This is a genomic window from Kribbella qitaiheensis (assembly GCF_014217565.1).
GTDB classification, from domain to species: Bacteria; Actinomycetota; Actinomycetes; order Propionibacteriales; family Kribbellaceae; genus Kribbella; species Kribbella qitaiheensis_A.
This window is the reverse complement of record NZ_CP043661.1, coordinates 2,749,277-2,771,956: the sequence shown is the minus strand read 5'-3', so window position 1 is coordinate 2,771,956 and position 22,680 is coordinate 2,749,277. Positions and strand designations below refer to the sequence as shown.

The following is a 22,680-nucleotide window of genomic DNA, read 5'->3' as shown; positions in this document are numbered from 1 at the left end:
GCGCCGACGGGGGCCGATCGACTAGCGGTTCACCCGGTGACTTCGGCAGTCACGAGATCGGCGAGGCGTTGTGCGGTGGTGAAGGTTGGGGCGAGTCGGGTCTTGGTGAGGCCGAAGGCGACTCCGGAGGTCGGGTCGGCGTACGCGTAGCTGCCACCACCGCCCGGCCAGCCGAACGCGGCCGACGATTCGAACGGCTCGGCACTCAATCTGCCGAGTGGATACCCCAGAGCCAGCCGAGCGGGATTGCCAAACACCTGATCGGTGCCCTCGAACGCCGTCGCGGACAACTCGCGTAACTGCTCCTCGTCGACGAGCCGGCCATCGATGAGTGCGGAGTACATTGCGGCGATTCCTCGTGCGGTGAAGGTTCCCACCGAAGGGATGTCGGCTCGCAGTAGCGTCGAATCGTTGCCCATCGCGGCAGTCGGCTGCCGCTCCCAGCCCGCCAGGACCGAGTCTGAGTCCAGCGCACTGGTCGGCTCCGGCTGAGTGTCCTCGAGTCGCGCGATCCGGGTCAGGTCTGCCTCGGGTACGCCGAAGAAGAGCTCTCCCCTCATGCCGAGCGGCGTAGCGACTCGATCGTGCAGCAACCGGCGCATCGGCGTACCGGTCACTCGCCGCGCGATCTCACCGATGAGATAGCCGAAGGTGTAGGAGTGATAGCCGGTCCGAGTTCCCGGTTCCCAGAGCGGTTCGGCAGCCGCAAGCCCGGCACAGATCCGCGGCCAGTCCGAAAGAACGCCCGGCCCTGTCTCCGCCGGCATGGCCGGAAGACCGGTCGTATGAGTCAACACATGCCGAACAGTCGTGCTCTCCTTGCCGGCCTCGCCGTACTCCGGCCAGACGTCCACGACTGGTGTGTCGTATCCGAGGACACCATCCTTGACGAGCAGATGGGCGATGGTGGCTGCCATGCCTTTGCCGGTCGAGAAGCTGAAGACCGGCGTATCCGGCGCCATCGGTCGCCCCGTCGCGGAATCGGCCAGACCGGCGACGGCGTCGACGATCAGCTCACCGTTCAAATACACGGCAACCTGCAGCCCTCTTTCACCCGCCTCGACCAGCTCCTCAAGAACCTGCTGAACCCGCTCCTGCAACCCGACCACCACCCGTCTCCCTCCGCACCCCCGCGCTAGCTCAACCCATCCTCCCCGCGTGCCCCACCTGCCACTAGCCCAATGGACTCACGGCCGGCCTTCCGTCGCTCACTCGACGAAAGCGCCACGGTAACTGATGTTCAATTTTTCACTCTGTTCAGTTATATTGAACGGAGTGAAATCCTGAACAGGAGGCATGAGGTGGATCGCGATGTCGTTCGGCTCATCGAACAGCAGTTGACTGCTACCGGGATCCAGATCGATGGTCCGCCTCTGGGGGAACTCCCTGATTCCGGCCAGCCTCAGCCCGTTGAGGTTCGGCGGAGCGCGGAGCGGAGCCCCTATTGGCTGACCTATCAACCGGTAATGTCCTTCACCGATGCCGGTCAGCTCGCTCGAGGGAAGGAAGACCGCCCACTTCTGGTGCTTGGAGAGCGAATCTCCGAACGGAGCGCCGCTGCTTTTCGGAAAGCCGGCATTCAGTACCTGGACGCAGCCGGTAACGCCTACCTCGCGTTCGGAACCGTTCTGGTCGACATCAGGGGGCGCAGACCGCAGATCGCCAGGTCCAAGCACGGCCGGTCCGGAAGATCCGCAAATTTGTTCAGCTCTCGGCGGGCTCGGGTGGTTTTCGCCGTCATCACCTGGCCGGACCTGGTCAATGCGAGCATCCGGAAGCTTGCTGCGGTCGCCGGGGTGTCGCCAGGCCTTGCGCATGAAGCCCTCGTGCTTCTTGAACAAAACGGCTATTTGAGTATCGGATCCAGTCGTGAACTCCGCGACAGCGATGCTCTTCTCGACCACTGGGTCGCCTCGTATCCGTCCGGGCTTGCGCCCACACTCAGGCTGGCCGAGTTCGCCGGTGAGATCGAAGGAGTCCAACCTGCGCGGCCTGATCAGCCGATCCTCGTCAGTGGCGAGGTTGCTGTCGCTCACGCCGTTCGGCCGACTTCGTTGACGATCTACGTGGACGAGCTGGATCCGATGCTGCCGATCGTCAATCACTGGCGATCCGATGGTCCACCGAACATCATGGTCAGACGAAAATTCTGGCAAGAATCCTTCGCGCCAGACGGACCGTCTGTCCGTCGGTCGAAGGTGCCGTGGACGCTCATCTACGCCGATCTGATGGCGAGCGGAGAACCGCGCCAGAGAGCGGCCGCTCATGAACTGAGACAAGACAGTGCTGCGCTTCGAGAAAAGTGATGTCGGACAGTTCACACTAGTCAAGCAGGTGATCGAGGAGCTCCATCTGCTGAGCAACATCGACCCCGACGACATCATGGTTGTCGGAGCGTCATGTCGCGACATCCTTCACGCAGCGTATGGGCATGACTTTCCTCTGCGCGGTACCACTGACGTCGATGTCGCGATCGCACTTCCGGCCTGGGCGCCGTTCGAGCGACTGACGCAGCAGCTGAAACCAACTGGTTCAACCGGCATCCGTTATCTCGTTGGTTCGATCCCCGTCGACCTCATGCCCTTTGGCGGTGTTGAGGATCCGGTGGGCACGGTGATGCCGGCACGACGCGCGGAAGACATGGATGTCTTCGGCTTCAGCGAGGTCTTCGCACGTGCCCTGAAACTCCCGCTGGCGGAGGATCTGCAAATTCGTATCCCCTCCGCTGCTGGGTACTGCGCTCTCAAGTTGTCGGCGTGGGTGAACAGATCTGTGGACTACGAGTTCCGTGACGGATCGGACATCGCGGCAGTTGTCTATTGGTACTTGGAGTCGAAGGCGATCGAGACTCGCCTCTACGAGACGGCGGAGGGAGTCGCGATCCTCCTCGCGACGAGCGCGGATCGTCTGCTGGCATCGGCAGCTCTTCTCGGCCGGGACCTCGCTGCCGAGATTGGACCGGAACGCGTTCGCGAACTGGCGGTGCGTTGGCCGACCTCCGTCAGGCATAAGTTGGTCAGCGAGATAGGGCATGAGACGCTGCCGCGTTGGACTTCGGATGGTCAGCGCCGCATCGCTGTCGTCGATGCACTCTGCAACGGAATTTGGGGCTGACACCCCTCCGGTACAGCGGCAGCGTCGATTCCGGGGCGGCGTAGCACGAGCTGCCCCGGACCCAGTTGCCTCTGCTGGCACGGCTGGTCTCGGGGGCCACGCGGTGATCGCGGGGCCAGCGGATGGGCGGCCTTCCGCACGGGCTGCAAGTCGACCGTAGCGTCATCAGTCGCAGCGCCACCTGATGAGGGCCGCTTCGGAAGCCGCCTCGCAGTTGTCTAGCCGCGACGGAGGAGCGGCGTCCCGGGTAGGTGGGAGCGGCGACGCAGGAGCTGCGTTGGGGCTGTTCGCAGTACAGGGGTTTGCGGTTGTGTACCGGGTAGTGGGTTGGCTGGTTCTGCGCGCGGGTAGGCCGCACGATAGGGCAGTGATGGCCTCCCTCGGACGGGGGAATTCCGGTGTGTGAGATCACCCGGAAGAGCCCTTGTGAAAGTTTTCACGAGCGCGTTATCCTGAAGTAGACATGAAGTTGGAACACCACTCAGGGAGAGTGAGCCGGATGACAGCCCAGGTACCGCACATCCTCGTAGTCGGGGGCGGTTACGTCGGGATGTACACCGCGTACGGCCTGCGCAAGGCCGCCAGGCGGGGCAGGATCAGAGTCACGGTCGTCGACCCGAGATCTGTGATGACCTACCAGCCGTTCCTGCCCGAGGCGGCGGCCGGTTCGGTCGAGCCGCGGCACGTCGTGGTGCCCCTTCGCAAGACACTCAAGGGCTGCCGCGTCGTCACCGGCCGGGTCACCGGCATCGACCACGCGCACAAGGTCGCGAAGGTGATGCCGGAGGAGGGCCCGGACTACGAGCTCGCGTACGACCAGATCGTGGTCGCGCTCGGCTCCGTCGCCCGGACGCTGCCGATCCCGGGTCTGGCCGAGGAGGCCATCGGCTTCAAGAACGTCGAGGAGGCCATCGCCCTGCGGAACAAGGTGCTCGACCGGCTCGACGTCGCGTCGTCCCAGCCCGACCCGGCGCTGCGCAAGGCCGCGCTGACCTTCGTCTTCATCGGTGGTGGATACGCAGGCGTCGAGGCGTTCGCGGAGCTCGAGGACATGGCCCGCTACGCCACCCGGTACTACGACAACATCGAGCCCGAGGACATGCGCTGGGTGCTGGTCGAGGCGACCGGGCGGATCCTCCCGGAGGTCGGTGAGGACCTCGGCAGGTACACCGTCGAGCAGCTGCGCAAGCGCAACATGGACATCAAGCTGGAGACCCGGCTGGAGTCCTGCGAGAAGGGCCACGTGGTCCTCGACGACGGTGAAGAGTTCGATGCCGACACGATCGTCTGGACCGCCGGCGTGAAGGCGAACCCGGCGCTCGCGAACACGGACTTCCCGCGCGACGACAAGGGCCGGATCAAGTGCCTCGCGAACCTGCGGATCGAGGGTCTCGACGACGCCTGGTCCGCCGGTGACAACGCGGCCGTCCCCGACCTCACCTCCGACACCGGCGCGTTCTGCGCTCCGAACGCCCAGCACGCGGTCCGCCAGGCGCGTCGCCTCGCCTCGAACATCCTCCGGGTGGTCGACGGGCAGGCGCCGCAGGACTACGAGCACAAGTATGTCGGCTCAGTGGCGAGCCTCGGCCTGCACAAGGGCGTGGCGCAGCTGTACGGCGTGAAGGTGAAGGGCTGGCCGGCCTGGTTCCTGCACCGGACGTACCACGTCTCCCGCGTCCCCACCTTGAACCGCAAGGCCCGCGTCATCCTCGACTGGACCCTCGCGCTGTTCTTCCGCCGCGAGGTCACCAGCCTCGGCAGCCTGCAAACCCCCAACGACGAGTTCCGCCGGGCGGCGGGCTCCAAGTAACGCGTTGCGTCCGAAGAACCGAGGGTCCTGCCCCTCACCCCTTCGGACGCTGGTTACGTCCGAAGAAGCGGAGGGACGTGTACTCCACTTCTTCGGACGTCAGCGTCTTCAGTGGTCGGTGGGAGGGGTGCCCCAGTTGGTCGGGGTCGCTCCGAGCCCGACGCTGATGCGGCCTCCTTTCAGCACGAACGACTCCGGCAGCCAGGACTCGGCCCGCGTTTTGCCGTTCAGGGTCAGTGATTGCACGTACTGGTCGGCATCGGACGTCGCCGGAGCCTCGACAGTCAGTCGTACGCCGTTGCTCCGGCGCAGCTCCACCTTCGGGAACAGCGGACTCCCGACGAGCAACTCGGCCCGCCCCGGCGTCTGCGGGAACAACCCGATCGCGGCGAACACATACCAAGCGGACAACGTCCCGAGATCATCGTTGCCCGGCAGCCCGCTAGGCCCGGTCCCATAGACCGTGTCGACGATCTCGCGAGTCGTCGCCTGCGTCTTCCACGCAACCCCGAGCCCGTTGTAAAGCCACGGCGTGTGCAACCCGGGCTCGTTCGTCGGGTCGTACCGGAGCGCGCTCCCGCCCTTGACGGCCCAGTTTCCCGCCGCGTCATGGAAGAACCCGTCCAGCCTCTGTACTACGTCAGGCCCCATCGTCGTAGCGAGCCCGGACACGTCCTGCGGCACCATCCAGGTGTACGTCGCGCTCGAGCCCTGGGCGAACCCGACATCGGTCGACGGGGTGAACCCGGGCTGCCAAGTGCCATTCGCCTTCCGCGCCTGCTGGTACCCGACGGCGGGGTTGAAGGTGTTCTTCCACCAGGTCCCGCGATCCGCCAGGGCCGCAGCCTCAGGTCGCCCGAGCCTCGTCGCCCACTGCCCGAGAGAGAAGTCCGCGAGCGAGTTCTCCAGCGTCTCCGCCGCTCCACCCCAGCAATGGCAGGCGTCCTGCGGCGCATAATGCTTGGCCAGGTAGGTGTTCAGTGCCGGCCGCTGCCCAGTACATTGCCCAGGGCAACCACTGTCGTTCTCGGCTTGAGGATTCTGCACGGTCGCTTGCTTGAGGAGAGACTCATAGGCACCCTTGGCGTCAAAGTTGCGAACCCCCATCGCAGCAAAGGTCGCCAGCGTCGGCGCCGCGGGATCGCCTGTCATCACGTGGGTCGCGCCGTTGTTGTGCAACCACCGGTCCCAGATCCCGTTGTTCTGCTGGGCGAACTGGTACATCGACTGCGCGAAATCACCCGCGATCTCCGGCTTCAGCAACGCCAGCAACTGGATGTGGGCCCGATACTGATCCCACCCGGAGAACGTCCCGTACTGCGCTCGCTGGCCACGCGCGAGCCGATGGATCGCCTGGTCGCTGCCCAGGTATCGGCCATCGACGTCGTTGAACACGTTCGGCTGCAGCATCGCGTGGTACAGCGCGGTGTAGAAGGTGGTCCGCTGTGCCTCGGAACCGCCACCGATCCGGACGTTCTGCAGTTCGTTCTTCCAGTCCCGATAGCCGTCGGCGGCGATCCGGTCGACCGTCGCACCTGGTCGCAGCTCGACGGCCGTGTTCAGTTCGGCTCCGGCCAGGCTCACGTACGAGATGCCGAGCCGCATCCGTACCTTCGCTCCTGGCGCGAAGCCGACATAGCCGCCGGATCCACGCCCGGCCCGGTCGGCGCCGGTCGCGTAGCCCTCGCCGCCGGTTGTCGTGGTGCTCCCCGGAGACAGCAAGCTGTCCTTCCAGGTGCCATTGGCAACTATCGGCTGGTCGAAGGAGGCGGTGAAGTAGAGCCGGTAGTACGACTTGCGGTTGTTGATCCCGCCATTGGCCCGGCGACCGCAGAAAGCACCGGTCAGAACGGATCCGGTCACCTTGCGATGGCCCGCGTCGATCGTGATCTCGGCGTCCTGGCTGCCGTTCAAGGAGTTGGACGTCCGGAACAACAGGTTGGCAGGCTTCCCCGCTGGGAAGGTGAACTCGCCGACTCCGGCCCGCGTGGTGACAGCGAGATCTGTCTTCACTCCGCTGTCGAGGGTCACCGTGTACCGGCCGGGCTTCGCGATCTCGTCGGCGTGGCTGAAGTTGCTCGCGTACTTCGCGTCGGTCGTGTCCGCGGTCGGCGACGAGTCCACCTCCCCGGCGTACGGGAGGATCGGTACGTCGCCGGCGGCACCCGGGTTGCAGCCCGCGCCGTTCACGTGGGTGAGGCTGAACCCGCGGGTCCGCGTCACGTCGTACTGGTAGCCGTTGGCCGCGCCGGTACTGGTCTGGTCGCCGCGGGTGCTGGTCGGGCTCCACGAGATCATCCCGAACGGCCGGACCGCGCCGGGCCAGGTGTTCCCGTCCCTGGCTGACCCGATCAACGGATCGACGTACGCCGCCGGGTCCGCGACGATCGCGGGACCGCTGACCGGCGGGGGATACGGCTGGGCCGCGGCTGGTAGAGCGGGGGCGAGCAGGGTGAGGACGAGACCACTGACGAGCAGGCGCATGGGTAAGCCTTCCGGGGACGGGCGGATTACCCCACGCTAAGGGGAAATGGTGGCCAGTGGGTGACCAGCGAGCGTCGTCTCACCGCCAACGCCCAGAGGTCCGAGGTCAGCGGCTCTCGTCGAGCAGGCCCGCGTCGTGAGCCAGCAGGGCGATCTGGACGCGGTTGTTCAGGTCCAGCTTGGTGAGAATGCGCGAGACATGGGTCTTCACCGTCGGGACGCTGAGATAGAGGGTCGCGCTGATCTCCGCGTTGGACTTGCCCTCGCCGACCGCGACGGCGATCTCGCGTTCCCGGTCGTTCAGCCCGGCCAGCCGATCCGTCGCCTTCGCCTTGCGCTGGTCCTGCCCGGACGCCGCTACCCGGTTGATCAGGCGCTTCGTCACCGAGGGGGACAGCACCGGTTGGCCGTTCACGACCCGGCGGACCGACTCCACGATCTCGGCCGGTGGGGTGTCCTTGAGGACGAACCCGGCCGCGCCCGCGCGGAGCGCCCGTAGTACGTGCTCGTCGGCGTCGAACGTGGTCAGGATGATGACCTCCGGGGCGCCGGACCGGCGGCGAAGGGCTTCGGTCGCGGTCAGCCCGTCCATCCCCGGCATCCGGATGTCCATCAGCACGACATCGGGGGAGAGTTGCTCGATCAGGCCTGATACGCCGCTGCCGTCACTCGCCTCGCCGACCACGCGGATGTCCGGCGCACCGCCGAGCATCAGCTTGAGCCCGGCCCGGAGCAGGGGATCGTCGTCCACGATCAGGACCCGAATCGTCATGCGGGCCACGGTAACCAAGCGGCGAGCCGGAAGTCGCCCGCAGGGGTCCGGCCGTGTTCGAGCCGGCCCTCCACCAGCGCTGCCCGCTCGGTCAGCCCGATCAATCCTTGGCCGTCGCCGGTACGCCGGTTGGGCGCCGGATTGATCACCTGGACCTCCAGCCCGTTGCCCGGGGCACCGACCACGCGAACCCGGACCGGCTCGCCGGGCGCATGCTTGAGCGCGTTGGTGAGACCTTCCTGCACGATCCGGTACGCCGTCCGCCCGACGTGCTCCGGAAGGGGGCCGGGGGCATCGAAGTCGAGTTCGACCGGGAGGCCGGCCTTGCGGGTGTCCTCGACCAGGATGGGCAGATCCGCGAAGGTGGGCTGCGGGAGCTCGCCGACCGGCGCGCGGAGTACGCCGATCACTTCGCGCAGATCCTGCAGGGCCTGGTGTGCGCTGGCTCGGATGATCTCGGCTGCGCCGCCGACTTCTTCCGCCGATGCGTCGGGACGATAGGCAAGTGCGCCCGCGTGCACGCTGAGCAGGGACAACCGGTGACCGAGTACATCGTGCATCTCGCGCGCGATCTCTTCACGAGCTCTGCCCTGGGCCTGTTGCGCCTGGAGCCGGGCGACCGTCTCGGCGCGATCAGCCCTGTCCCGCAGGGTTTGGAGGAGCTGACGCCGGGACCGGATGTAGAGTGCCCAGCCGACTATCGCCGCATAGATCGCCACCGAGAAGCCGATGGTCACGCCCCACGGCTCCGCTTTCTGCCGGATTCCGGTGTAGATCACGATGCTGACCGCGTTCGCCAGGAACACCCACACGGTCGCGCGGAGCGGCTTGTGGATGGTCACGGTCATGACCAGCACGAGCGTGGCGGCGCCGGCGGCATCGGAGTACGTCGTGACCAGGGCTCCGAGGATCGCCAGCTGGACCGGCCAGCGACGCCGGAACCAGAGCGTGATGCAGAGCGCGATCCCGCTGACGAAGTCGACCGCGAGCAGGTCCGACGAGATCGGGTCGTGCTCGCCCGCGTCGTACAGGAGGAGGCTGCCCAGCAGGGCGAAGGCGAAGATGAGCGTGTCGACCACCCAGTCGCGGCGGCTCCGCCTGCGGTGCGTGGTACCGGTCATGGCTCCGACGATAGTGGCGCCGCGGGGTGGTCGGGTGGCAGCTCGGGTGTCCGGATACCGAAGTCGCGGCAGGTCGAGACTTTCGGCCAGGTAGGTTCTCCGCCATGAGTCAGCTCGCAGTCACCGTCATCGGCCCGGACCGCCCGGGCATCATCGCCGACGTCACCGAGGCACTCGCCGGTACGGGCGTGAACCTCGAGGACTCCTCGATGACGCTGCTGCGCGGTCATTTCGCGATGATGATCGTCTGCTCCGGGGAGTTCGCCGCGGTCAAGGAGGCGCTGGAGCCGCTGCGTGGCGAGCTGGTGATCACGGTCCGTGAGATGGGCCCCGAGCAGGCGCACGCGCCGGTCGGGGCGCCGTACATGCTCAGCGTGCACGGCGCGGACCGGCCGGGCATCGTCTCCGCCGTCACCCGGATGGTCGCGACCGTCGGCGGCACCATCACCGACCTGACCACGCGACTCAGCGGCGCCCTGTACGTGCTCACCGCCGAGGTCGAGATCCCCGCGAACGCCGATCTCGAGCTGCTGCAGCGTGCCCTGGAGATCACCGCGGAGGAACTCGGCGTCGGCGTCACGTTGCGCCCGGCCCGAGAGCGACGACCTGTGAATTTGAACCAGATCCTTGCTAGCTGGAGCCCCGCCCAGCTCGGCCTCGTGGGTGATGTCCTGGAGGTGATCCGCGCGCCGCACCCTGTCCTCGCGACCGAAGGCGCCGAGATCGACCCGCTCGACCCGGTGATGGTCGCCCTCGCCGCCGATCTCGTCGCCACCATGCGCGTCTCGCCCGGTTGTGTAGGACTGGCAGCACCCCAGGTCGGCATGGCCGCCCAAATGTTCGCCCTGGACGTGACAGGCCACCCGAAGACCCGCACCTGCCACGGCGTCTTCGTCCTCTGCAACGCAGTCGTCGTCGAGGCAACCCGCCAGGAGAAGGCCCGCGAAGGCTGCATGTCCGTCCCGGACCTCACCGGCGACGTCAAACGAGCCACGCGGCTGACCGTCACCGGCGTCCTCCCCGGCACGACGGACTCCGTCAGCCTCACCACAGACGCCTTCGAAGCCCGCGCCATCCAGCACGAGCTCGACCACTGCTCCGGCCTGCTCTTCCTCGACCGAGTCGCAGGCGCACACGCTCTGTACCCGCGAAAGGTCTACCTCTAGGCCCATTCCTTGTATCGTCATCCCCTGACGTCGGCCCGGGTGGCGGAACGGCAGACGCAGCGAGCTTAAACCTCGCAGCCGAAAGGCATACGGGTTCGAATCCCGTCCCGGGCACCTCGTACGACGGGGGAAAGCACCCACGCACCTCCTTCGTCGGCGCTCCCACCCACCCGGTTCCGCCGCTCCTTCGTCGCGGCTCATCGACCGCGGGCCGCGACCGGAGTGCTCGTGCCTCGGCAGGTATTGCAGTGTGCACAGCGCGGCCTGACCGTCTTCGCTGCCACAGCGGTTGGCCACTCCAAAGGTCTCCGTCCCGAGCCTCGGAGGTGGAGCGGCTCGAAACCGGATGCAACGCGCTGCAATCAGAAGGTCGAGATCGCCTTGCAGCCAAGGGATCAAGTGCCACACCGTGTACAGCTCGGCGATGGCTCCCGCCTATGGCATGGAAGAGTCAGCTTTCGCATGCGCCGCCACCGGTGTACATCCCAAGTGACGGTGGCATGCTCCTCACCGTGCTATTAACGAATGGTGGTTGGGTGACCCTGAGCAGCGGTACTGGATGGAGATCACGGATCGTTCGGACCTTGGTAGCGACCTCTTCGCGCCGACCACACAACAGGCAGGCCTGCCGTACTGGGGCTACGAACTCATAACCCATGTACAGGCTGGAGACATCGTTCTGCACTGGCACAAGTCTCTGATCGGTGAGCCTGCCATCGTCGGCTGGTCGATTGCTACCGGTGTTTACGAGGACACGAACATCTCCTGGCAGGCACGGGGCACTGTCGGACGCATCAGGGGCACGCTTGATGCACGGCCTGCCTGGCGGATGCCGCTGGAGAACTACACGCCGTTCATCGAGCCGATCACCGTCGAAGACGTCCGTGCACACGACATGGCGCTGCGAGACGTCCAGGCCGACCTGGAAAGTCGATACCTGGGCACGCTGTACTTTGCATTCGGATTCAGTGACAAGCGATCCTTGAGGGCTCAGCAGACATACTTCGTCAAGATGCCACGCGAGGTCCTGGACGAGCTGGTCTCTTGGAGGAGTTGGATTTCATCTCGGCACCAGGCCCGTCGTCGCGCCGAGCTGGAAGAGCGCCCAAACGTGCAGGTGCCGGCTACATGGCAGATGCCATTGTTCGCAGCGCCATTGAATGGCGTGCCGTCTTCGTGGCGATTGACTGGTATGAGGAGGGCCTTGTCTGCTCGATCTGGTTGCGGTCTTCCATGTCTGTCACCACCTCGGAGTCGTGGCGCCGACCATCGACGCCGACAACACCCAACGTCATCGTGGGGACTTCCCGACCGACAGTGAATCCCTTCCCGACCGTCCGGGAAGCCGCCAGGCATGCATCCAGAACGCCTCGCGCATCAGCGGCGACAACCAGCGGGCCCACCGCCGCGCTGCCGTCGGCAACACCCGCCGGGCGATGAGGACAGCCCGCGCAGTGCAGATGAAGCCATGGAGCCGTGGAGCCATGGCGGTGACGGGTGCTGGCGACGGGTCGTGAGAAGTTTCTGTCGGCGGGCTGTCGGACTCGGGGTGGGGTGTTCGTAGTACGGGTGAGTGGTGGTCGAACTGGCTGCCGGGACAAGGAGTAGTGAGATGGCGTTGTATCTGATCTCGTTCGAAAAGGGCGCGATGGACCACATCCCTGAGGGGGACCTTCCTGAAGTCGGGAAGGCTGGGCATGCGGTGTGTCAGGAGGCCAAGGATGCCGGGGTGCTCGTGTACTCCGGCGGGCTGATGTACGACACCGACGACGAGAGGTACGCCGCGGATCCTGCTGTGGTGGAGACCGACGGGACGGTTACCGACGGGCCGTATCCGGAGAGCAAGGAGCTCATCGGGGGCGTGTTCATCGTCGACGTACCTACCCGGGGAGAAGCGCTGGAGTGGGCCTCGAAGGTCGCGGTCGCCTGCCGGTGTGCGCAAGACGTCCGCAAGTTCATGTACGACCCGGACGCCGTCTGATCGAAGAAGCGGTGAGTCATTGACCTCTTTGACCGTCGGTTGCCTCGCGGATGAGGTCCAGGTGGCCGAGGTGCCGGGCGGTTTCCTCGATCATGTGCGTCAGGGCGTACCGGAGGTTGAAGGTCATGCCGGCGCCTCGGGCCGGGGCATCCAGCGGATGCGCGGCCGTGATGGCGCGGGAGCGGACGCACTCGGTCTGGTAGACGGCGACGAGGTCGGCCAGGGTGTCGGTGGGGTCGAGTGCGAAGCCGCCGTGCGGGTCTTCGTCCGGCCACGGCCACTCGATGTCCTCGGCGGCGAAGTCGATGGCGAACCAGAAGCGTTCGGTGCCGGTCAGGTGCTTCACCAGGCTGGCCGGACCGAGTTCGGTCGTCCCGATCGGGCGCGCGAACGCCTGCTCGTCGGTCAGGCCGGAGACCTTGTGCACCACGGTTTGGCGCAGAAAATCGAGCATCCCGCTCAAGATCGTCCGCTCGTCGCCGCTTTCCGGCGGCCGTACTCGCTCATCCATCCTGTCACCGTACGGCGGAAGTGGGTCGGTCGTACTGGCGCCATTGGCGGTCTGCGCGGTGCTGATCCCCTTCCGGCACACCTTCGGCAACGCGAACGCGGTCTGGTTCGACTTCTTCCTGACCGTTCCCCCGTCCCAGCCGGCCACCACCCCGGCGCCGTACTTGCCCTTACAGGGACGGCGCCCCTCCGGTTTCGGCGCAAGCCGCCGGCAGAAGCCGTCTGAGTCGTCTAAACGGTGAGGACGATCTTGCCGGTGACGCGGCCGGATTCGCTGAGTTCGTGAGCCTTGGCGGCATGCTCGAGGGGCAGCGTTTGAGCGAGTTCCACCCGGAGCCGGCCGGCGTCGACCAGATCGGCGATCGCTCGGAGATCGTCGGCTGACGGGGCGAAGCGGATCTCGGCGTACCGGCGGTCGAGCTCAACAGCCCTGGCCCGTGCCGCGGTGCGGTCGGGCCCGGTGCCGCGGACGTCCAGCAGGATTCCCCCGGGAGCCAGCGTCTCCAGCGAGCGGAGGCCGTAGTCGCCCGAGATGGGATCGAGGACGACGTCGATGTCGTGCGCCGCCTCGGTGAAGTCCGTCACGGTGTAGTCGATCAGTTCGTCCGCGCCCAGTTCGCGGAGAAATTCGTGCTTGGCCTGCCGGGCGGTGCCGATCACGTAGGCGCCGCGGGATTTGGCGATCTGGACCGCCAGATGGCCGACTCCACCGGCCGCTGCGTGGATCAGCACCCGTTGCCCGGGTTCGATCGCGGCGACCTGAGTCAAGGGCTGGTACGCCGTCAGCGCGGCGGTCGGCAGGGCCGCGGAGTGCACATGATCGAGGCTCAGCGGACTCGGCGCCAGGGCATCCAAAGACGCGACCACGTACTCCGCGTAGGCGCCGTTCGGCGGAAAGGTGTTGCCGTAGACCGGCTCACCGGTGGCCTCGATCGTGCCGGCGAAGTCGAGGCCGAGGGTGAATGGTGGTTCTCCGAGACGCCGGACCTGGCCGGCCCGGATCTTCCAGTCAGCCGGGTTCACACCTGCGGCCAGGACCTTCACCAGCACTTCGCCGGGACCGGCCGTGGGCCGCGGTTGCCGGACGACCTCCAGTACCTCGGGGCCGCCGTACCTGTGCTGGGTGATCGCTCGCATCTCCATGCAATCCATCCTCACTCGGACAGTTCCTCTTGTGAAGAAGGCACCTGTTTGATATCTAGGTACCTAATGGATACCAATGAGTCGATGGCATTGGCGGACTGGATCGCGGTGAACGGACGCGATTGCCCGTCCCGCACGGTCGTGGAGGTGCTCGCCAACAAGTGGGCGCTCTACGTGCTGGGCGCGTTGCGTAGATTCGACCGCCCGCTGCGGTTCAGCGAGCTTCGCCGGCTACTCGAGGGCATCACCCAGAAGATGCTGACCCAGACCCTTCGCGCGCTCGAGCGGGACGGCCTCATCGAGCGCGCGGTGTATCCGACGGTGCCGCCACGGGTCGAGTACGGCCTGACCCCACTCGGTGTGGAGGCCGGTCGGCTGACTTCGGCGATCAGTGAATGGTCCGTCGCCAACGTGGCTCAGATCCTCGACGCCCGGGCGGCCTACGACGCCCACTCCGAGCAGCCCCTCGAACGGATCGTCACCTCGCCGACGAATGCCTGATCTGGTTCCATCCCGCAACCGCGTGCGGTGGATTCCGGTTGGGGAACACCTACCTGATCCTCAGGCGTTGTTAAGGGTGGGCCCGTAGTATCCGGGTCACGGCCCACAGTGGGTCGACAGTTGGGTCATCAGGAGGATGGCATGCAGAGGAGCAGTAACCCGGTCCTGAACCGGTCGAGTGCGTTTGCGCCTGGCCAAGGCCAGGCTTACCCGGGGGCCGCTCCGTACGGTCAGCCTGGCCAGTACGGCGGACCCGGTATGCCCCCGCAGCAGTACCAAGGCGCGCCGGCGGCCAGCCGGCCCATGACGTTGGACGACGTCATCGTGAAGACCGCCGCAACGCTGGGTGTGGTCGTCGTGGCCGCCGCCTTCGCGTGGTGGATGGTTCCGACCCGCCTGGTGACGCCGGTGTTCCTCGCCGGTGCGCTGGGTGCCTTCGCGATCGCGATGGTGCTGTCCTTCTCACGCAGGGTCAACCCCGTCCTGCTGATGGGCTACGCGGTGCTCGAGGGTGTGTTCCTCGGGATCGGCAGCAAGTTCATCGCGTCGTACGTCGGTACTTCGTCGATCGTCGTCCAGGCCGTGCTCGCCACGTTGGTGACAGCGGGATTGACGCTCGCGACGTATAAGTACTTCAACATCAAGGTCACGCCGCGGTTCACCCGGATGGTCGTCGTGGCCACGATGGGCTTCGCCGGGGTGATCCTGATCAACCTGGTGCTGAGCCTGTTCGGTATCGGTACCGGCATCTCCGGGATGGGCCCGCTCGGCCTGCTGCTCGCCGCGATCGGCGCCGGCCTGGCGGTGTTCAACCTGATCCTCGACTTCGACATGATCGAGCAGGGTGTTCGCGCCGGAGCCCCGCAGAACGAGGCCTGGCGGGCGGCGTTCGCGCTGACCGTCACGCTGGTCTGGCTGTACTGGAACCTGCTGCGGATCCTCGCGATCCTGCGCGGGAACTAGCCGTCAGGTTCTGATCCAGGCAACTGAACGACGAAGGGGCCGATCCTCCACCGGGGGGATCGGCCCCTTCTGCCGTCTGCCTGTCGGTGCGCGGTGCGAGGCTGGCGGCATGACCACCACTTGGACGATGACCATCGACTGCACCGACCCGGCCGCGCAGGCGGCCTTCTGGTGCCTCGCGCTCGGCTACCGCGAGGCGGACCCGCCAAGAGGCTGGGACAGCTGGGAAGCCTGGCTCACCGACCAGGGGGTGCCAGAGGACGAATGGAACGACGGAGCCAACGTCTCGGACCCCGAAGGCGTGCTGCCGTCGATCTCGTTTCTGAAGGTGCCCGAGCGCCGGACGGTGAAGAACCGCCTGCACCTCGATCTTCAGGTGAGCGGCGGCCGGGACCAGCCGAGCGACGTCCGCGAGCAGCGGATCCGGCAGAAGGCGGCTGAACTGATCGAAGTCGGAGCCACTGTGGTGCACGAGGCCGAGCAGAACGGCAAGCTGGACCATCTGTGGATGGCCGATCCCGAAGGCAACGACTTCTGCGTGGTCTAGCGGAGAGCGGGAACAGCGAAGGCCTGCCCCTCCACCTGAAAGGGCAGGCCTTCGTGAAAAGTTCGACTCCTGTTCGGCTCGTCAGCCCATCCGCCGGTGCGCTTTGACCAGGTCGTATTCGTGGACGATGGCTGTGGCGTGCCCGTGAGCGAGGGCGTACTCGCTGGAAAGCCACCGCACCCTGTCGTCGAAGCGCAGGAACGACGGTCCGTCGTTCATCAGCCCGAACCACTCGGTCATCTCACGCCCGGTGCACTGGGGCACCTTCTCCACCAGACGTTGGTGCGTCTCCTCGGAGTGGTTAAGGCCCATCTTCGCCTCCCGTCAGCGGGGTATCGCGTAGTTATCGACTGTGCACCAGGACAACGCCGCAATCAAGCCCCTCTTCATGAAAGTCATCGCTCAGCGGACGCACTTTCTCCCAACAGACATGGCTTCCCGGCTTCGGTGGGCGGTGGCTGGGGTGAGGGAAGGCGGGGTGGGTGGGGCCGCACTTTCTCCCAACAGACTTGGCTTCCCGGCTTCGGTGGGCGGTGGCTGGGGTGAGGGAAGGCGGGGTGGGTGGGGCCGCACTTTCTCCCAACAGACTTGGCTTCCCGGCTTCGGTGGGCGGTGGCTGGGGTGAGGGAAGGCGGGGTGGGTGGGGCCGCACTTTCTCCCAACAGACTTGGCTTCCCGGCTTCGGTGGGCGGTGGCTGGGGTGAGGGAAGGCGGGGTGAGTGGGGCCGCACTTTCTCCCAACAGACATGGCTTCCCGGCTTCCGTGGGCGGTGGCTGGGTGAGGGAAGGCGTGGTGTTACTTACCTACTGGGATGGGGTCGGCGGAGCTCTCGGTTGGGTCTTCTACTCGGGATACTTCGGGGTTGGGGTGGCGGCGGCGGTGGCGTAGTTGGGCCCAGCGGCCGCGGGGGCCTTGTTCGTTGCCGGCTACCTGGGCCGGGGCTACCTCGGTGCCTGCGGTGCGGGCGGCCTGGGCTGCGGCTTCGGCGATCGGCAGGACTGCCTCGCCGCGGAAGGACTCCAGGTTCAGGAACGATTCGGCGCCTACGCCGACCGCCGCGGCGACTGACGGTAGTAGGGCGGCCGAGGCCGCGGCGTACCCGGTGACGGAGGGGTGGAAGTTGTCAGGGCCCCACATCGACGGGTTGGTCCGGAAGGCTTCGCTCAGCAGCGAGCCCATCGAGACGGTCCGGCCGCCGGCCTCGACGACCGCGATCGTCTGGGCCGCGGCCAGTCGCTGGCTCCACGTGCGTGCCACCTGACGCAGCGGCTGCATGATCGGCCGTACGACGCCCAGGTCCGGGCACGTACCGACGACGACCTCGCAGTTGGCCGCGCGCAACCGGCGTACGGCGAGGTCCAGCAGCCGCACCGACTGCGACGGCGGTACCTGCGCCTTCACGTCGTTGACGCCGATCAGGATCGCGGCCACATGCGGGCCGGCCAGCAGGGCGTTGTCCACCTGCCCGGCCAGATTGATCGACTTGGCGCCTGTCTTCGAGACGTCGACCAGCCGCACCGGACGCTTCGCCAGCTCGGCCAGACCGCACGCCAGCAGTACGCCGGGGGTCTCGTCCGGTGACGACGTGCCATATCCCGCGGCACTCGAATCGCCGATCATCGCCAGCGTGATCGGATGTCCCGGATAGCGGCCGTACAGACCGTCGCCCCGGGTCGGATAGGTCCGCGCCGGCCCGATCAACCGCTTGGCATACGAAGCCTCCGCACTCAGTACGCCGTACAGCATCGCGCCGATCAGCCCGAGCCCCCCGCCCCCGAAAGCCGCGGCCTGGGCCAACCGCTTGGCCGACCGCACCCGCCCCGTTTCTTTCCCCACCCCGCCACCCCGATCGCTCATTGTTCAAGGATTACACGCTGTGACTACGAAGCAAGCGAAAATAGGGGATCGCCACGCTGTCCCATACAGTGAGATACGTGCGCTACGCAGACTCTCTCCTTGACCTTGTCGGCAACACCCCGCTGGTGCGGCTCTCGAAGACCACCGACGGCGCGAGACCTTTGGTCCTCGCCAAAGTCGAGTACTTCAACCCCGGTGGCTCGGTGAAGGACCGGATCGCGGTCCGGATGGTCGAGGCGGCGGAGGCCTCCGGCGAGCTCAAGCCGGGCGGCACGATCGTCGAGCCGACCTCCGGCAACACCGGCGTCGGGCTGGCGATGGTGGCCCAGGCGAAGGGCTACAAGTGCGTCTTCGTCTGCCCGGACAAGGTCAGCGAGGACAAGCGCAACGTGCTCAAGGCGTACGGCGCCGAGGTGGTCGTCTGCCCGACCGCGGTCGCCCCGGAGCACCCCGATTCGTACTACAACGTCTCCGACCGGCTGGTCCGGGAGATCGAGGGCGCCTGGAAGCCGAACCAGTACGCCAACGTGAACAACCCGATCTCGCACTACGAGTCGACCGGCCCCGAGCTCTGGGAGCAGACCGAGGGCAAGATCACCCACTTCGTGGCGGGCGTCGGCACCGGCGGCACGATCAGCGGCACCGGCAAGTACCTCAAGGAGGTCTCCGGCGGGAAGGTGCAGATCATCGGCGCCGACCCGGAAGGCTCGGTTTACTCGGGCGGCACCGGACGGCCGTATCTGGTCGAGGGCGTCGGCGAGGACTTCTGGCCGGAGACCTACGACAAGACCATCTGTGACCGGATCATCGAGGTCTCGGACGCCGAGTCGTTCGCCGTCACCCGGCGGCTGGCTCGCGAAGAGGCGATGCTGGTCGGCGGCTCGGCCGGGATGGCGGCGGCCGCGGCGATCCGGCTGGCCAAAGAGCTCGACGACCCCGACGCGGTGATCGTGGTGCTGCTGCCGGATGGCGGCCGTGGCTACCTGACCAAGGTGTTCAACGACGACTGGCTGGCGCAGTACGGGTTCCTGGCGCACGCGCGGCAGGGGACGACGCTCGGCCAGGTGCTGGCCGGCAAGGACGGCAGTATGCCGCCGCTGGTGCACACCCACCCGCACGAGACGATCGCCGAGGCGGTCGAGATCCTGCGCGAGTACGGCGTATCGCAGATGCCCGTGGTCCGGGCGGAGCCGCCGGTGATGGCGGCCGAGGTGGCCGGTGCGGTGTCGGAGCGGACGCTGATGGACGCCCTGTACTCCGGTAAGGCGAAGCTTGCCGACATGGTCGAGATGCACATGGACCCGGCGTTGCCGTCACTCGGCGCGGGGGAGCCCGTCGCCAAGGCGGTCGAGTTGCTCGAGGGCCGCGACGCCCTGATGGTGCTGGACGACGGCAAGCCGGTCGGCGTACTCACCCGCCAGGACCTGCTGGGCCATCTCTCCGTCGACTGAGCCTCTAGCGGTCGACGACCGTGGGGACGATGGCGATCAGGACCGTGACGAGGATGCCGAGCACGATGCCTGCTGTACCGAGGATCTGAAGGATTTCCATACTTCAAGAGTGCTTCGGGAATCGTCTTCGGACATCGGCCCGGAGACCTGTCCTGGTGTCCTCCCGCGGTAGCAGATCGTTGCCCTGAACTCCTACTTCCGTTGCCGACAGCAAGGAAACGCAAACGTCCCCGAAGCCGGGGGAACGGCTCTGCGGACGCTGGGTCCTGGCTGGCGGGGGTCAGCGGTCGACGACGGACGGCACGATGGCGATCAGGGCCGTGACGAGTACGCCGGCGACGATCGCGACCGCGCTGAGGATCTGGATCAGGTTCATGCCTCAAGATTGCCGCGAACCGTTCGCTGTCACATCGGTCTGAAGACCAGTCTTCAGGTCATCCCATGGTCGTAGACCGCGCCCCGGCCGCTCATCCTCCAGTCGCCCGGGACAACCCTGAGACCGACCCCGGCCTCGGGAGATCTCAGTGGACCAGCACGAAGTCGGCCGGGTCCAGGCGACGGGTCTTGCGCCAGTAGCTGACGGTGAACTCGGGCCAGATGGTGGAGTTGCGCCCCTGGGCGTCGAGGTACCAGCTGTCGCAGCCGGACTGCCAGACGGTCGCGCCGAGCTCCTCCTGAATGCTGCCGACGAACTGCTGCTGGGCCTCTTCCCGGACTTCGACGTACGTCGCTCCGCGGCGCCGGAGCAGGTCCAGTGCCTGCATGACGTACCGGACCTGGGCCTCGATCATGAACACCATCGACGAATGGCCGAGTGCCGTGTTCGGGCCGACCAACAGGAACAGGTTCGGGTAGCCGGCCACTGTCATGCCGAGGTGGGCGCCGATCCCGTTCTGCTTCCAGGAGTCGGCCAGATCGACGCCGTCCTTGCCGAGGATGCCGATCCGGGTCAGGTTGCCGGACACCTCGAACCCGGTGCCGAGCACGATCGTGTCGCACGGGTGCTCGACCCCGTCGCCGGTCGTGATTCCGGTCGGGGTGATGCGGCTGATGCCGGTGGTGACCACGTCCACGTTGTCGCGGGACAGCGCCGGGTAGTAGTCGTTCGAAAGGAGGATCCGCTTGCAGCCGATCTGGTAGTCCGGCGTCAGCCTGGCCCGGAGTACGGGGTCCTTCACCTGCTTGCCGAGGTGTCGCCTGGCCTGCAGTTCGAGGCCCTTCATCAGCTTCGGGCTGCCGGTGAAACCGAGGCCGCGACCTTCCAGACCCCAGTAGATGACGTTGCGGATCGCGCGCTGCCCGGCCGGGAACCGTGCGTGCAGGCCGCGTTCGAGTGGGCCGATCGCGCGGTCCGGCTTCTGGGTGATCCACGGCGCCGTGCGCTGGAAGAGATCGAGGTGGGCGACCTGCTCGGCGATCCGGGGGACGAACTGGATGGCTGAGGCGCCGGTGCCGATGACGGCGACCCGGCGGCCGGTGAGGTCGTGATCGTGGTCCCACTGCGACGAGTGGAACGTCGTACCGGCGAAGGTGTCGAGGCCGGCCAGGTCAGGGAACTTCGGCTGATGAAGGTTCCCGACGCCGGTGACCAGCGCCTGCGCGTCGAGGGTCTCGTCGCCGTTGACGGTGACGGTCCAGCGCCCGGTGGTCTCGTCGAAGGCTGCTTCGGTCACCTCCGCGCCGTACCGGATCTTGTCGGCGATGCCGTATTTCTCGGCGCAGTGCCTCAGGTACGCGAGGATCTCGTCCCAGGGCGCGAACATCCTGGTCCAGCGCGGGTTCTGCTCGAACGAGAACGAGTAGAGGTACGACGGGATGTCGCACGCGCAGCCCGGATAGGTGTTGTCCCGCCAGGTCCCACCGAGCTCGTCCGCCTTCTCGAGGATGACGAAGTCCTCACACCCGGCCTGGCGAAGCTTGATCCCCATACAGAGCCCGGCAAACCCGGACCCGACAATCGCAACCTCGGTCTGCCCCATGCCAGCGAACGCTACTAGTGAGTCACCTACTTGTCAGCCGGTGGAGGATTTCGCCGGCGTTGGGGAGGACGAGGGTGTCCGGATCGGCTTCGTACTGGGCGAGGTCGAAGTCGGCCGGGTCCAGGTAGTTGAGGTTGGCAGCTCGTACGACGTGCTCGGGGATGCCGGTGGCGAGCGTGACTGTCAGGCGGCAGTGCTCGCCGTTGGTCGCGTCCCAGGTGCCGGCGCCGCGGAGGTGGGTGGAGTGCGCCAGGACGCCCCAGTGGAGGTCGCGGAACTTGTCCCACTGGCCGAGGAAGTAGTCGCGGCAGTGGTAGCCGATCTGCTCGATCTCCGGGTGCATCGCGGCCAACTGCGTGACGTGCGGCGCGTAGAGGATCACCTCGCCGCCGTCCGCGACGATCGGCTCCACCTTGTAAAAGCCCTTCGCGGCCGTCCAGATGTCCTGGTAGCGAGGCGGCATCAGGGAGACCACCCGGCGTACGGGCTTTTCGAGGTAGCGCACGTGTGTCTGCGCGGAGACGGCGGCGGCTGCCTGCCAGGACGAGACGGTGTCGCCGAAAGCCACGGCGTGCAAAGCGTTCGTGCCGGACTGGGCGACGACCGACAGGGCGAGCTTCTCGGATGGGATCAGCGCGGCCGCCTCGTTGATCAGAGCGCGCACCGGTGTGACGCCCGGCGTACCGATGATGCCGGCGCTGGTGATCAAGGCGCCCAGCCAGTGCGACAGGTCGATCACCTCCTGGCCGGCGACGCCTGGGAAGAAGTACTTGTTGCCGCCGGAGAAGCCGACCACCTCATGCGGGAAGACCGGGCCGACGACCAGGGCGACGTCGTGCTCGACGACAGCGCGATTGAGCCGGACCGGCACGTCCTCGCGCAGCAACCCGCCCGAGATCTCCGCGACCTTCTCCGCGCTGATCGTGCCGAGGTCGACGAAGGTGTCTTCCTTCCACCATTCGTGGTTGAGGACGTCGTAGTCGCCGCCGAGATGGGCCGTCAGTTCATCGGCCGACATCTCCGCATGGGTGCCTAGGGCAACCAGCACGGTCAGCTTCGAGACCTTGCCGGTCAAGGCCTGGTGAACCGCGTCGAGCAGCAACGGCAGCGGGCAGCTCCGGGTCGCGTCCGGCACGATCACACAGACGCTGCGGCCGTCCAGGCCGGCGCCCGCCAGCGCGTCCCGTACGAAGGCCCGGACCTCGTCCTCGGCCAGTACCTGGCCGGCCCCGCCCAGTGTCGCGACCGGCCTCGCGTCTGTCGTCGTCATCCCACAAGCT

The 22,680-nt window shown here is 66.7% G+C and carries 20 protein-coding genes and 1 tRNA gene; 11 read left to right on the top strand and 10 right to left on the bottom strand.

Translation table 11 applies throughout. The features are described 5' to 3' along the window. Window positions 1–29: 29 nt before the first annotated feature. On the bottom strand, window positions 30–1,109 hold the full coding sequence (locus F1D05_RS12755; protein ID WP_185447882.1) for a serine hydrolase domain-containing protein: 1,080 nt from the start codon (window positions 1,107–1,109) through the stop codon (window positions 30–32). Window positions 1,110–1,301: 192 nt separating this feature from the next. On the opposite strand from F1D05_RS12755, the gene F1D05_RS12750 reads away from it, so the two are divergent. From F1D05_RS12750 to F1D05_RS12740, 3 genes are all read left to right on the top strand, one after another. Then, on the top strand, window positions 1,302–2,306 hold the full coding sequence (locus F1D05_RS12750) for a type IV toxin-antitoxin system AbiEi family antitoxin (RefSeq protein ID WP_206686186.1): 1,005 nt from the start codon (window positions 1,302–1,304) through the stop codon (window positions 2,304–2,306). Beyond that, window positions 2,284–3,114 (top strand): hypothetical protein, encoded by an 831-nt coding sequence (locus tag F1D05_RS12745; RefSeq protein WP_185447880.1) that lies wholly within the window; start codon window positions 2,284–2,286, stop codon window positions 3,112–3,114. Before F1D05_RS12750 ends, F1D05_RS12745 begins: the two co-directional genes overlap by 23 nt. 499 nt (window positions 3,115–3,613) lie before the next feature. After that, window positions 3,614–4,924: an NAD(P)/FAD-dependent oxidoreductase gene (locus F1D05_RS12740; RefSeq protein ID WP_185447878.1), complete on the top strand. Its 1,311-nt coding sequence runs from the start codon at window positions 3,614–3,616 to the stop codon at window positions 4,922–4,924. Window positions 4,925–5,032: 108 nt separating this feature from the next. Here F1D05_RS12740 and F1D05_RS12735 read toward each other — a convergent pair whose 3' ends face one another. The 3 genes from F1D05_RS12735 to F1D05_RS12725 all read right to left on the bottom strand — a co-directional run bounded on the left by F1D05_RS12735 (window position 5,033) and on the right by F1D05_RS12725 (window position 9,301). Continuing rightward, window positions 5,033–7,408, bottom strand: a complete 2,376-nt coding sequence (locus F1D05_RS12735; protein WP_185447876.1) for a GH92 family glycosyl hydrolase — start codon at window positions 7,406–7,408, stop codon at window positions 5,033–5,035. A gap of 106 nt (window positions 7,409–7,514) precedes the next feature. Next, window positions 7,515–8,180 (bottom strand): response regulator, encoded by a 666-nt coding sequence (locus tag F1D05_RS12730; protein WP_185447874.1) that lies wholly within the window; start codon window positions 8,178–8,180, stop codon window positions 7,515–7,517. Then, window positions 8,177–9,301 carry a sensor histidine kinase gene (locus tag F1D05_RS12725; RefSeq protein ID WP_185447872.1) on the bottom strand — a complete coding sequence of 375 codons (1,125 nt, stop codon included), beginning with the start codon at window positions 9,299–9,301 and terminating at the stop codon, window positions 8,177–8,179. Before F1D05_RS12725 ends, F1D05_RS12730 begins: the two co-directional genes overlap by 4 nt. A gap of 104 nt (window positions 9,302–9,405) precedes the next feature. Here F1D05_RS12725 and F1D05_RS40110 point away from each other — a divergent pair, with 104 nt between their 5' ends. The 4 genes from F1D05_RS40110 to F1D05_RS12700 all read left to right on the top strand — a co-directional run bounded on the left by F1D05_RS40110 (window position 9,406) and on the right by F1D05_RS12700 (window position 12,448). Then, the gene (locus F1D05_RS40110; protein WP_246486642.1) at window positions 9,406–10,467 is read left to right on the top strand and encodes a peptide deformylase; all 1,062 of its coding nucleotides are present in this window, start codon (window positions 9,406–9,408) and stop codon (window positions 10,465–10,467) included. Window positions 10,468–10,500: 33 nt separating this feature from the next. Continuing rightward, a tRNA-Leu gene (locus F1D05_RS12710) sits at window positions 10,501–10,581 on the top strand. Between the two features lie 445 nt (window positions 10,582–11,026). Then, window positions 11,027–11,788, top strand: coding sequence for a hypothetical protein (locus F1D05_RS12705; protein ID WP_185447871.1), 762 nt, complete (start codon window positions 11,027–11,029; stop codon window positions 11,786–11,788). Window positions 11,789–12,079: 291 nt separating this feature from the next. After that, complete coding sequence (locus tag F1D05_RS12700; RefSeq protein ID WP_185447870.1) at window positions 12,080–12,448, top strand: YciI family protein; 369 nt, start codon at window positions 12,080–12,082, stop codon at window positions 12,446–12,448. A gap of 16 nt (window positions 12,449–12,464) precedes the next feature. On the opposite strand, the gene F1D05_RS12695 is transcribed toward F1D05_RS12700, so the two are convergent. Together F1D05_RS12695 and F1D05_RS12690 are read right to left on the bottom strand one after the other, a co-directional pair. Beyond that, window positions 12,465–13,109: a DinB family protein gene (locus F1D05_RS12695; RefSeq protein WP_206686185.1), complete on the bottom strand. Its 645-nt coding sequence runs from the start codon at window positions 13,107–13,109 to the stop codon at window positions 12,465–12,467. 80 nt (window positions 13,110–13,189) lie between these two features. Next, window positions 13,190–14,101, bottom strand: a complete 912-nt coding sequence (locus F1D05_RS12690; RefSeq protein WP_246486641.1) for an NADP-dependent oxidoreductase — start codon at window positions 14,099–14,101, stop codon at window positions 13,190–13,192. A gap of 66 nt (window positions 14,102–14,167) precedes the next feature. Here F1D05_RS12690 and F1D05_RS12685 point away from each other — a divergent pair, with 66 nt between their 5' ends. From F1D05_RS12685 to F1D05_RS12675, 3 genes are all read left to right on the top strand, one after another. Further along, the gene (locus F1D05_RS12685) at window positions 14,168–14,602 is read left to right on the top strand and encodes a winged helix-turn-helix transcriptional regulator (protein ID WP_185447869.1); all 435 of its coding nucleotides are present in this window, start codon (window positions 14,168–14,170) and stop codon (window positions 14,600–14,602) included. Window positions 14,603–14,743: 141 nt separating this feature from the next. Next, the gene (locus tag F1D05_RS12680; protein ID WP_185447868.1) at window positions 14,744–15,565 is read left to right on the top strand and encodes a Bax inhibitor-1/YccA family protein; all 822 of its coding nucleotides are present in this window, start codon (window positions 14,744–14,746) and stop codon (window positions 15,563–15,565) included. 109 nt (window positions 15,566–15,674) lie between these two features. Further along, window positions 15,675–16,112, top strand: coding sequence for a VOC family protein (locus F1D05_RS12675; protein ID WP_185447867.1), 438 nt, complete (start codon window positions 15,675–15,677; stop codon window positions 16,110–16,112). A gap of 81 nt (window positions 16,113–16,193) precedes the next feature. On the opposite strand, the gene F1D05_RS12670 is transcribed toward F1D05_RS12675, so the two are convergent. Together F1D05_RS12670 and F1D05_RS12665 are read right to left on the bottom strand one after the other, a co-directional pair. Further along, the gene (locus tag F1D05_RS12670) at window positions 16,194–16,424 is read right to left on the bottom strand and encodes a DUF4287 domain-containing protein (RefSeq protein ID WP_185447866.1); all 231 of its coding nucleotides are present in this window, start codon (window positions 16,422–16,424) and stop codon (window positions 16,194–16,196) included. A gap of 484 nt (window positions 16,425–16,908) precedes the next feature. Continuing rightward, a complete protein-coding gene (locus F1D05_RS12665; RefSeq protein ID WP_246486640.1) occupies window positions 16,909–17,949 on the bottom strand; it encodes an SGNH/GDSL hydrolase family protein in 1,041 nt (346 codons plus the stop codon). 98 nt (window positions 17,950–18,047) lie between these two features. On the opposite strand from F1D05_RS12665, the gene F1D05_RS12660 reads away from it, so the two are divergent. Beyond that, a complete protein-coding gene (locus F1D05_RS12660; protein ID WP_185447863.1) occupies window positions 18,048–19,421 on the top strand; it encodes a cystathionine beta-synthase in 1,374 nt (457 codons plus the stop codon). A gap of 521 nt (window positions 19,422–19,942) precedes the next feature. Here F1D05_RS12660 and F1D05_RS12655 read toward each other — a convergent pair. Both F1D05_RS12655 and F1D05_RS12650 read right to left on the bottom strand, forming a co-directional pair. Beyond that, window positions 19,943–21,400 carry a flavin-containing monooxygenase gene (locus F1D05_RS12655; protein ID WP_185447862.1) on the bottom strand — a complete coding sequence of 486 codons (1,458 nt, stop codon included), beginning with the start codon at window positions 21,398–21,400 and terminating at the stop codon, window positions 19,943–19,945. 22 nt (window positions 21,401–21,422) lie between these two features. Next, window positions 21,423–22,670, bottom strand: coding sequence for a lactate racemase domain-containing protein (locus F1D05_RS12650; RefSeq protein WP_185447860.1), 1,248 nt, complete (start codon window positions 22,668–22,670; stop codon window positions 21,423–21,425). Window positions 22,671–22,680: the final 10 nt, after the last annotated feature.

Excerpts from the sequence above, each read along its gene's own strand:
- F1D05_RS12740 (WP_185447878.1), top strand. The coding sequence starts at position 3,614 with ATGACAGCCCAGGTACCGCACATCCTCGTAGTCGGGGGCGGTTACGTC.
- F1D05_RS12735 (WP_185447876.1), bottom strand. The coding sequence starts at position 7,408 with ATGCGCCTGCTCGTCAGTGGTCTCGTCCTCACCCTGCTCGCCCCCGCT.
- F1D05_RS12730 (WP_185447874.1), bottom strand. The coding sequence starts at position 8,180 with ATGACGATTCGGGTCCTGATCGTGGACGACGATCCCCTGCTCCGGGCC.
- F1D05_RS12725 (WP_185447872.1), bottom strand. The coding sequence starts at position 9,301 with ATGACCGGTACCACGCACCGCAGGCGGAGCCGCCGCGACTGGGTGGTC.
- F1D05_RS40110 (WP_246486642.1), top strand. The coding sequence starts at position 9,406 with ATGAGTCAGCTCGCAGTCACCGTCATCGGCCCGGACCGCCCGGGCATC.
- F1D05_RS12705 (WP_185447871.1), top strand. The coding sequence starts at position 11,027 with ATGGAGATCACGGATCGTTCGGACCTTGGTAGCGACCTCTTCGCGCCG.
- F1D05_RS12700 (WP_185447870.1), top strand. The coding sequence starts at position 12,080 with ATGGCGTTGTATCTGATCTCGTTCGAAAAGGGCGCGATGGACCACATC.
- F1D05_RS12690 (WP_246486641.1), bottom strand. The coding sequence starts at position 14,101 with ATGGAGATGCGAGCGATCACCCAGCACAGGTACGGCGGCCCCGAGGTA.
- F1D05_RS12685 (WP_185447869.1), top strand. The coding sequence starts at position 14,168 with ATGGATACCAATGAGTCGATGGCATTGGCGGACTGGATCGCGGTGAAC.
- F1D05_RS12680 (WP_185447868.1), top strand. The coding sequence starts at position 14,744 with ATGCAGAGGAGCAGTAACCCGGTCCTGAACCGGTCGAGTGCGTTTGCG.
- F1D05_RS12675 (WP_185447867.1), top strand. The coding sequence starts at position 15,675 with ATGACCACCACTTGGACGATGACCATCGACTGCACCGACCCGGCCGCG.
- F1D05_RS12670 (WP_185447866.1), bottom strand. The coding sequence starts at position 16,424 with ATGGGCCTTAACCACTCCGAGGAGACGCACCAACGTCTGGTGGAGAAG.
- F1D05_RS12655 (WP_185447862.1), bottom strand. The coding sequence starts at position 21,400 with ATGGGGCAGACCGAGGTTGCGATTGTCGGGTCCGGGTTTGCCGGGCTC.
- F1D05_RS12650 (WP_185447860.1), bottom strand. The coding sequence starts at position 22,670 with ATGACGACGACAGACGCGAGGCCGGTCGCGACACTGGGCGGGGCCGGC.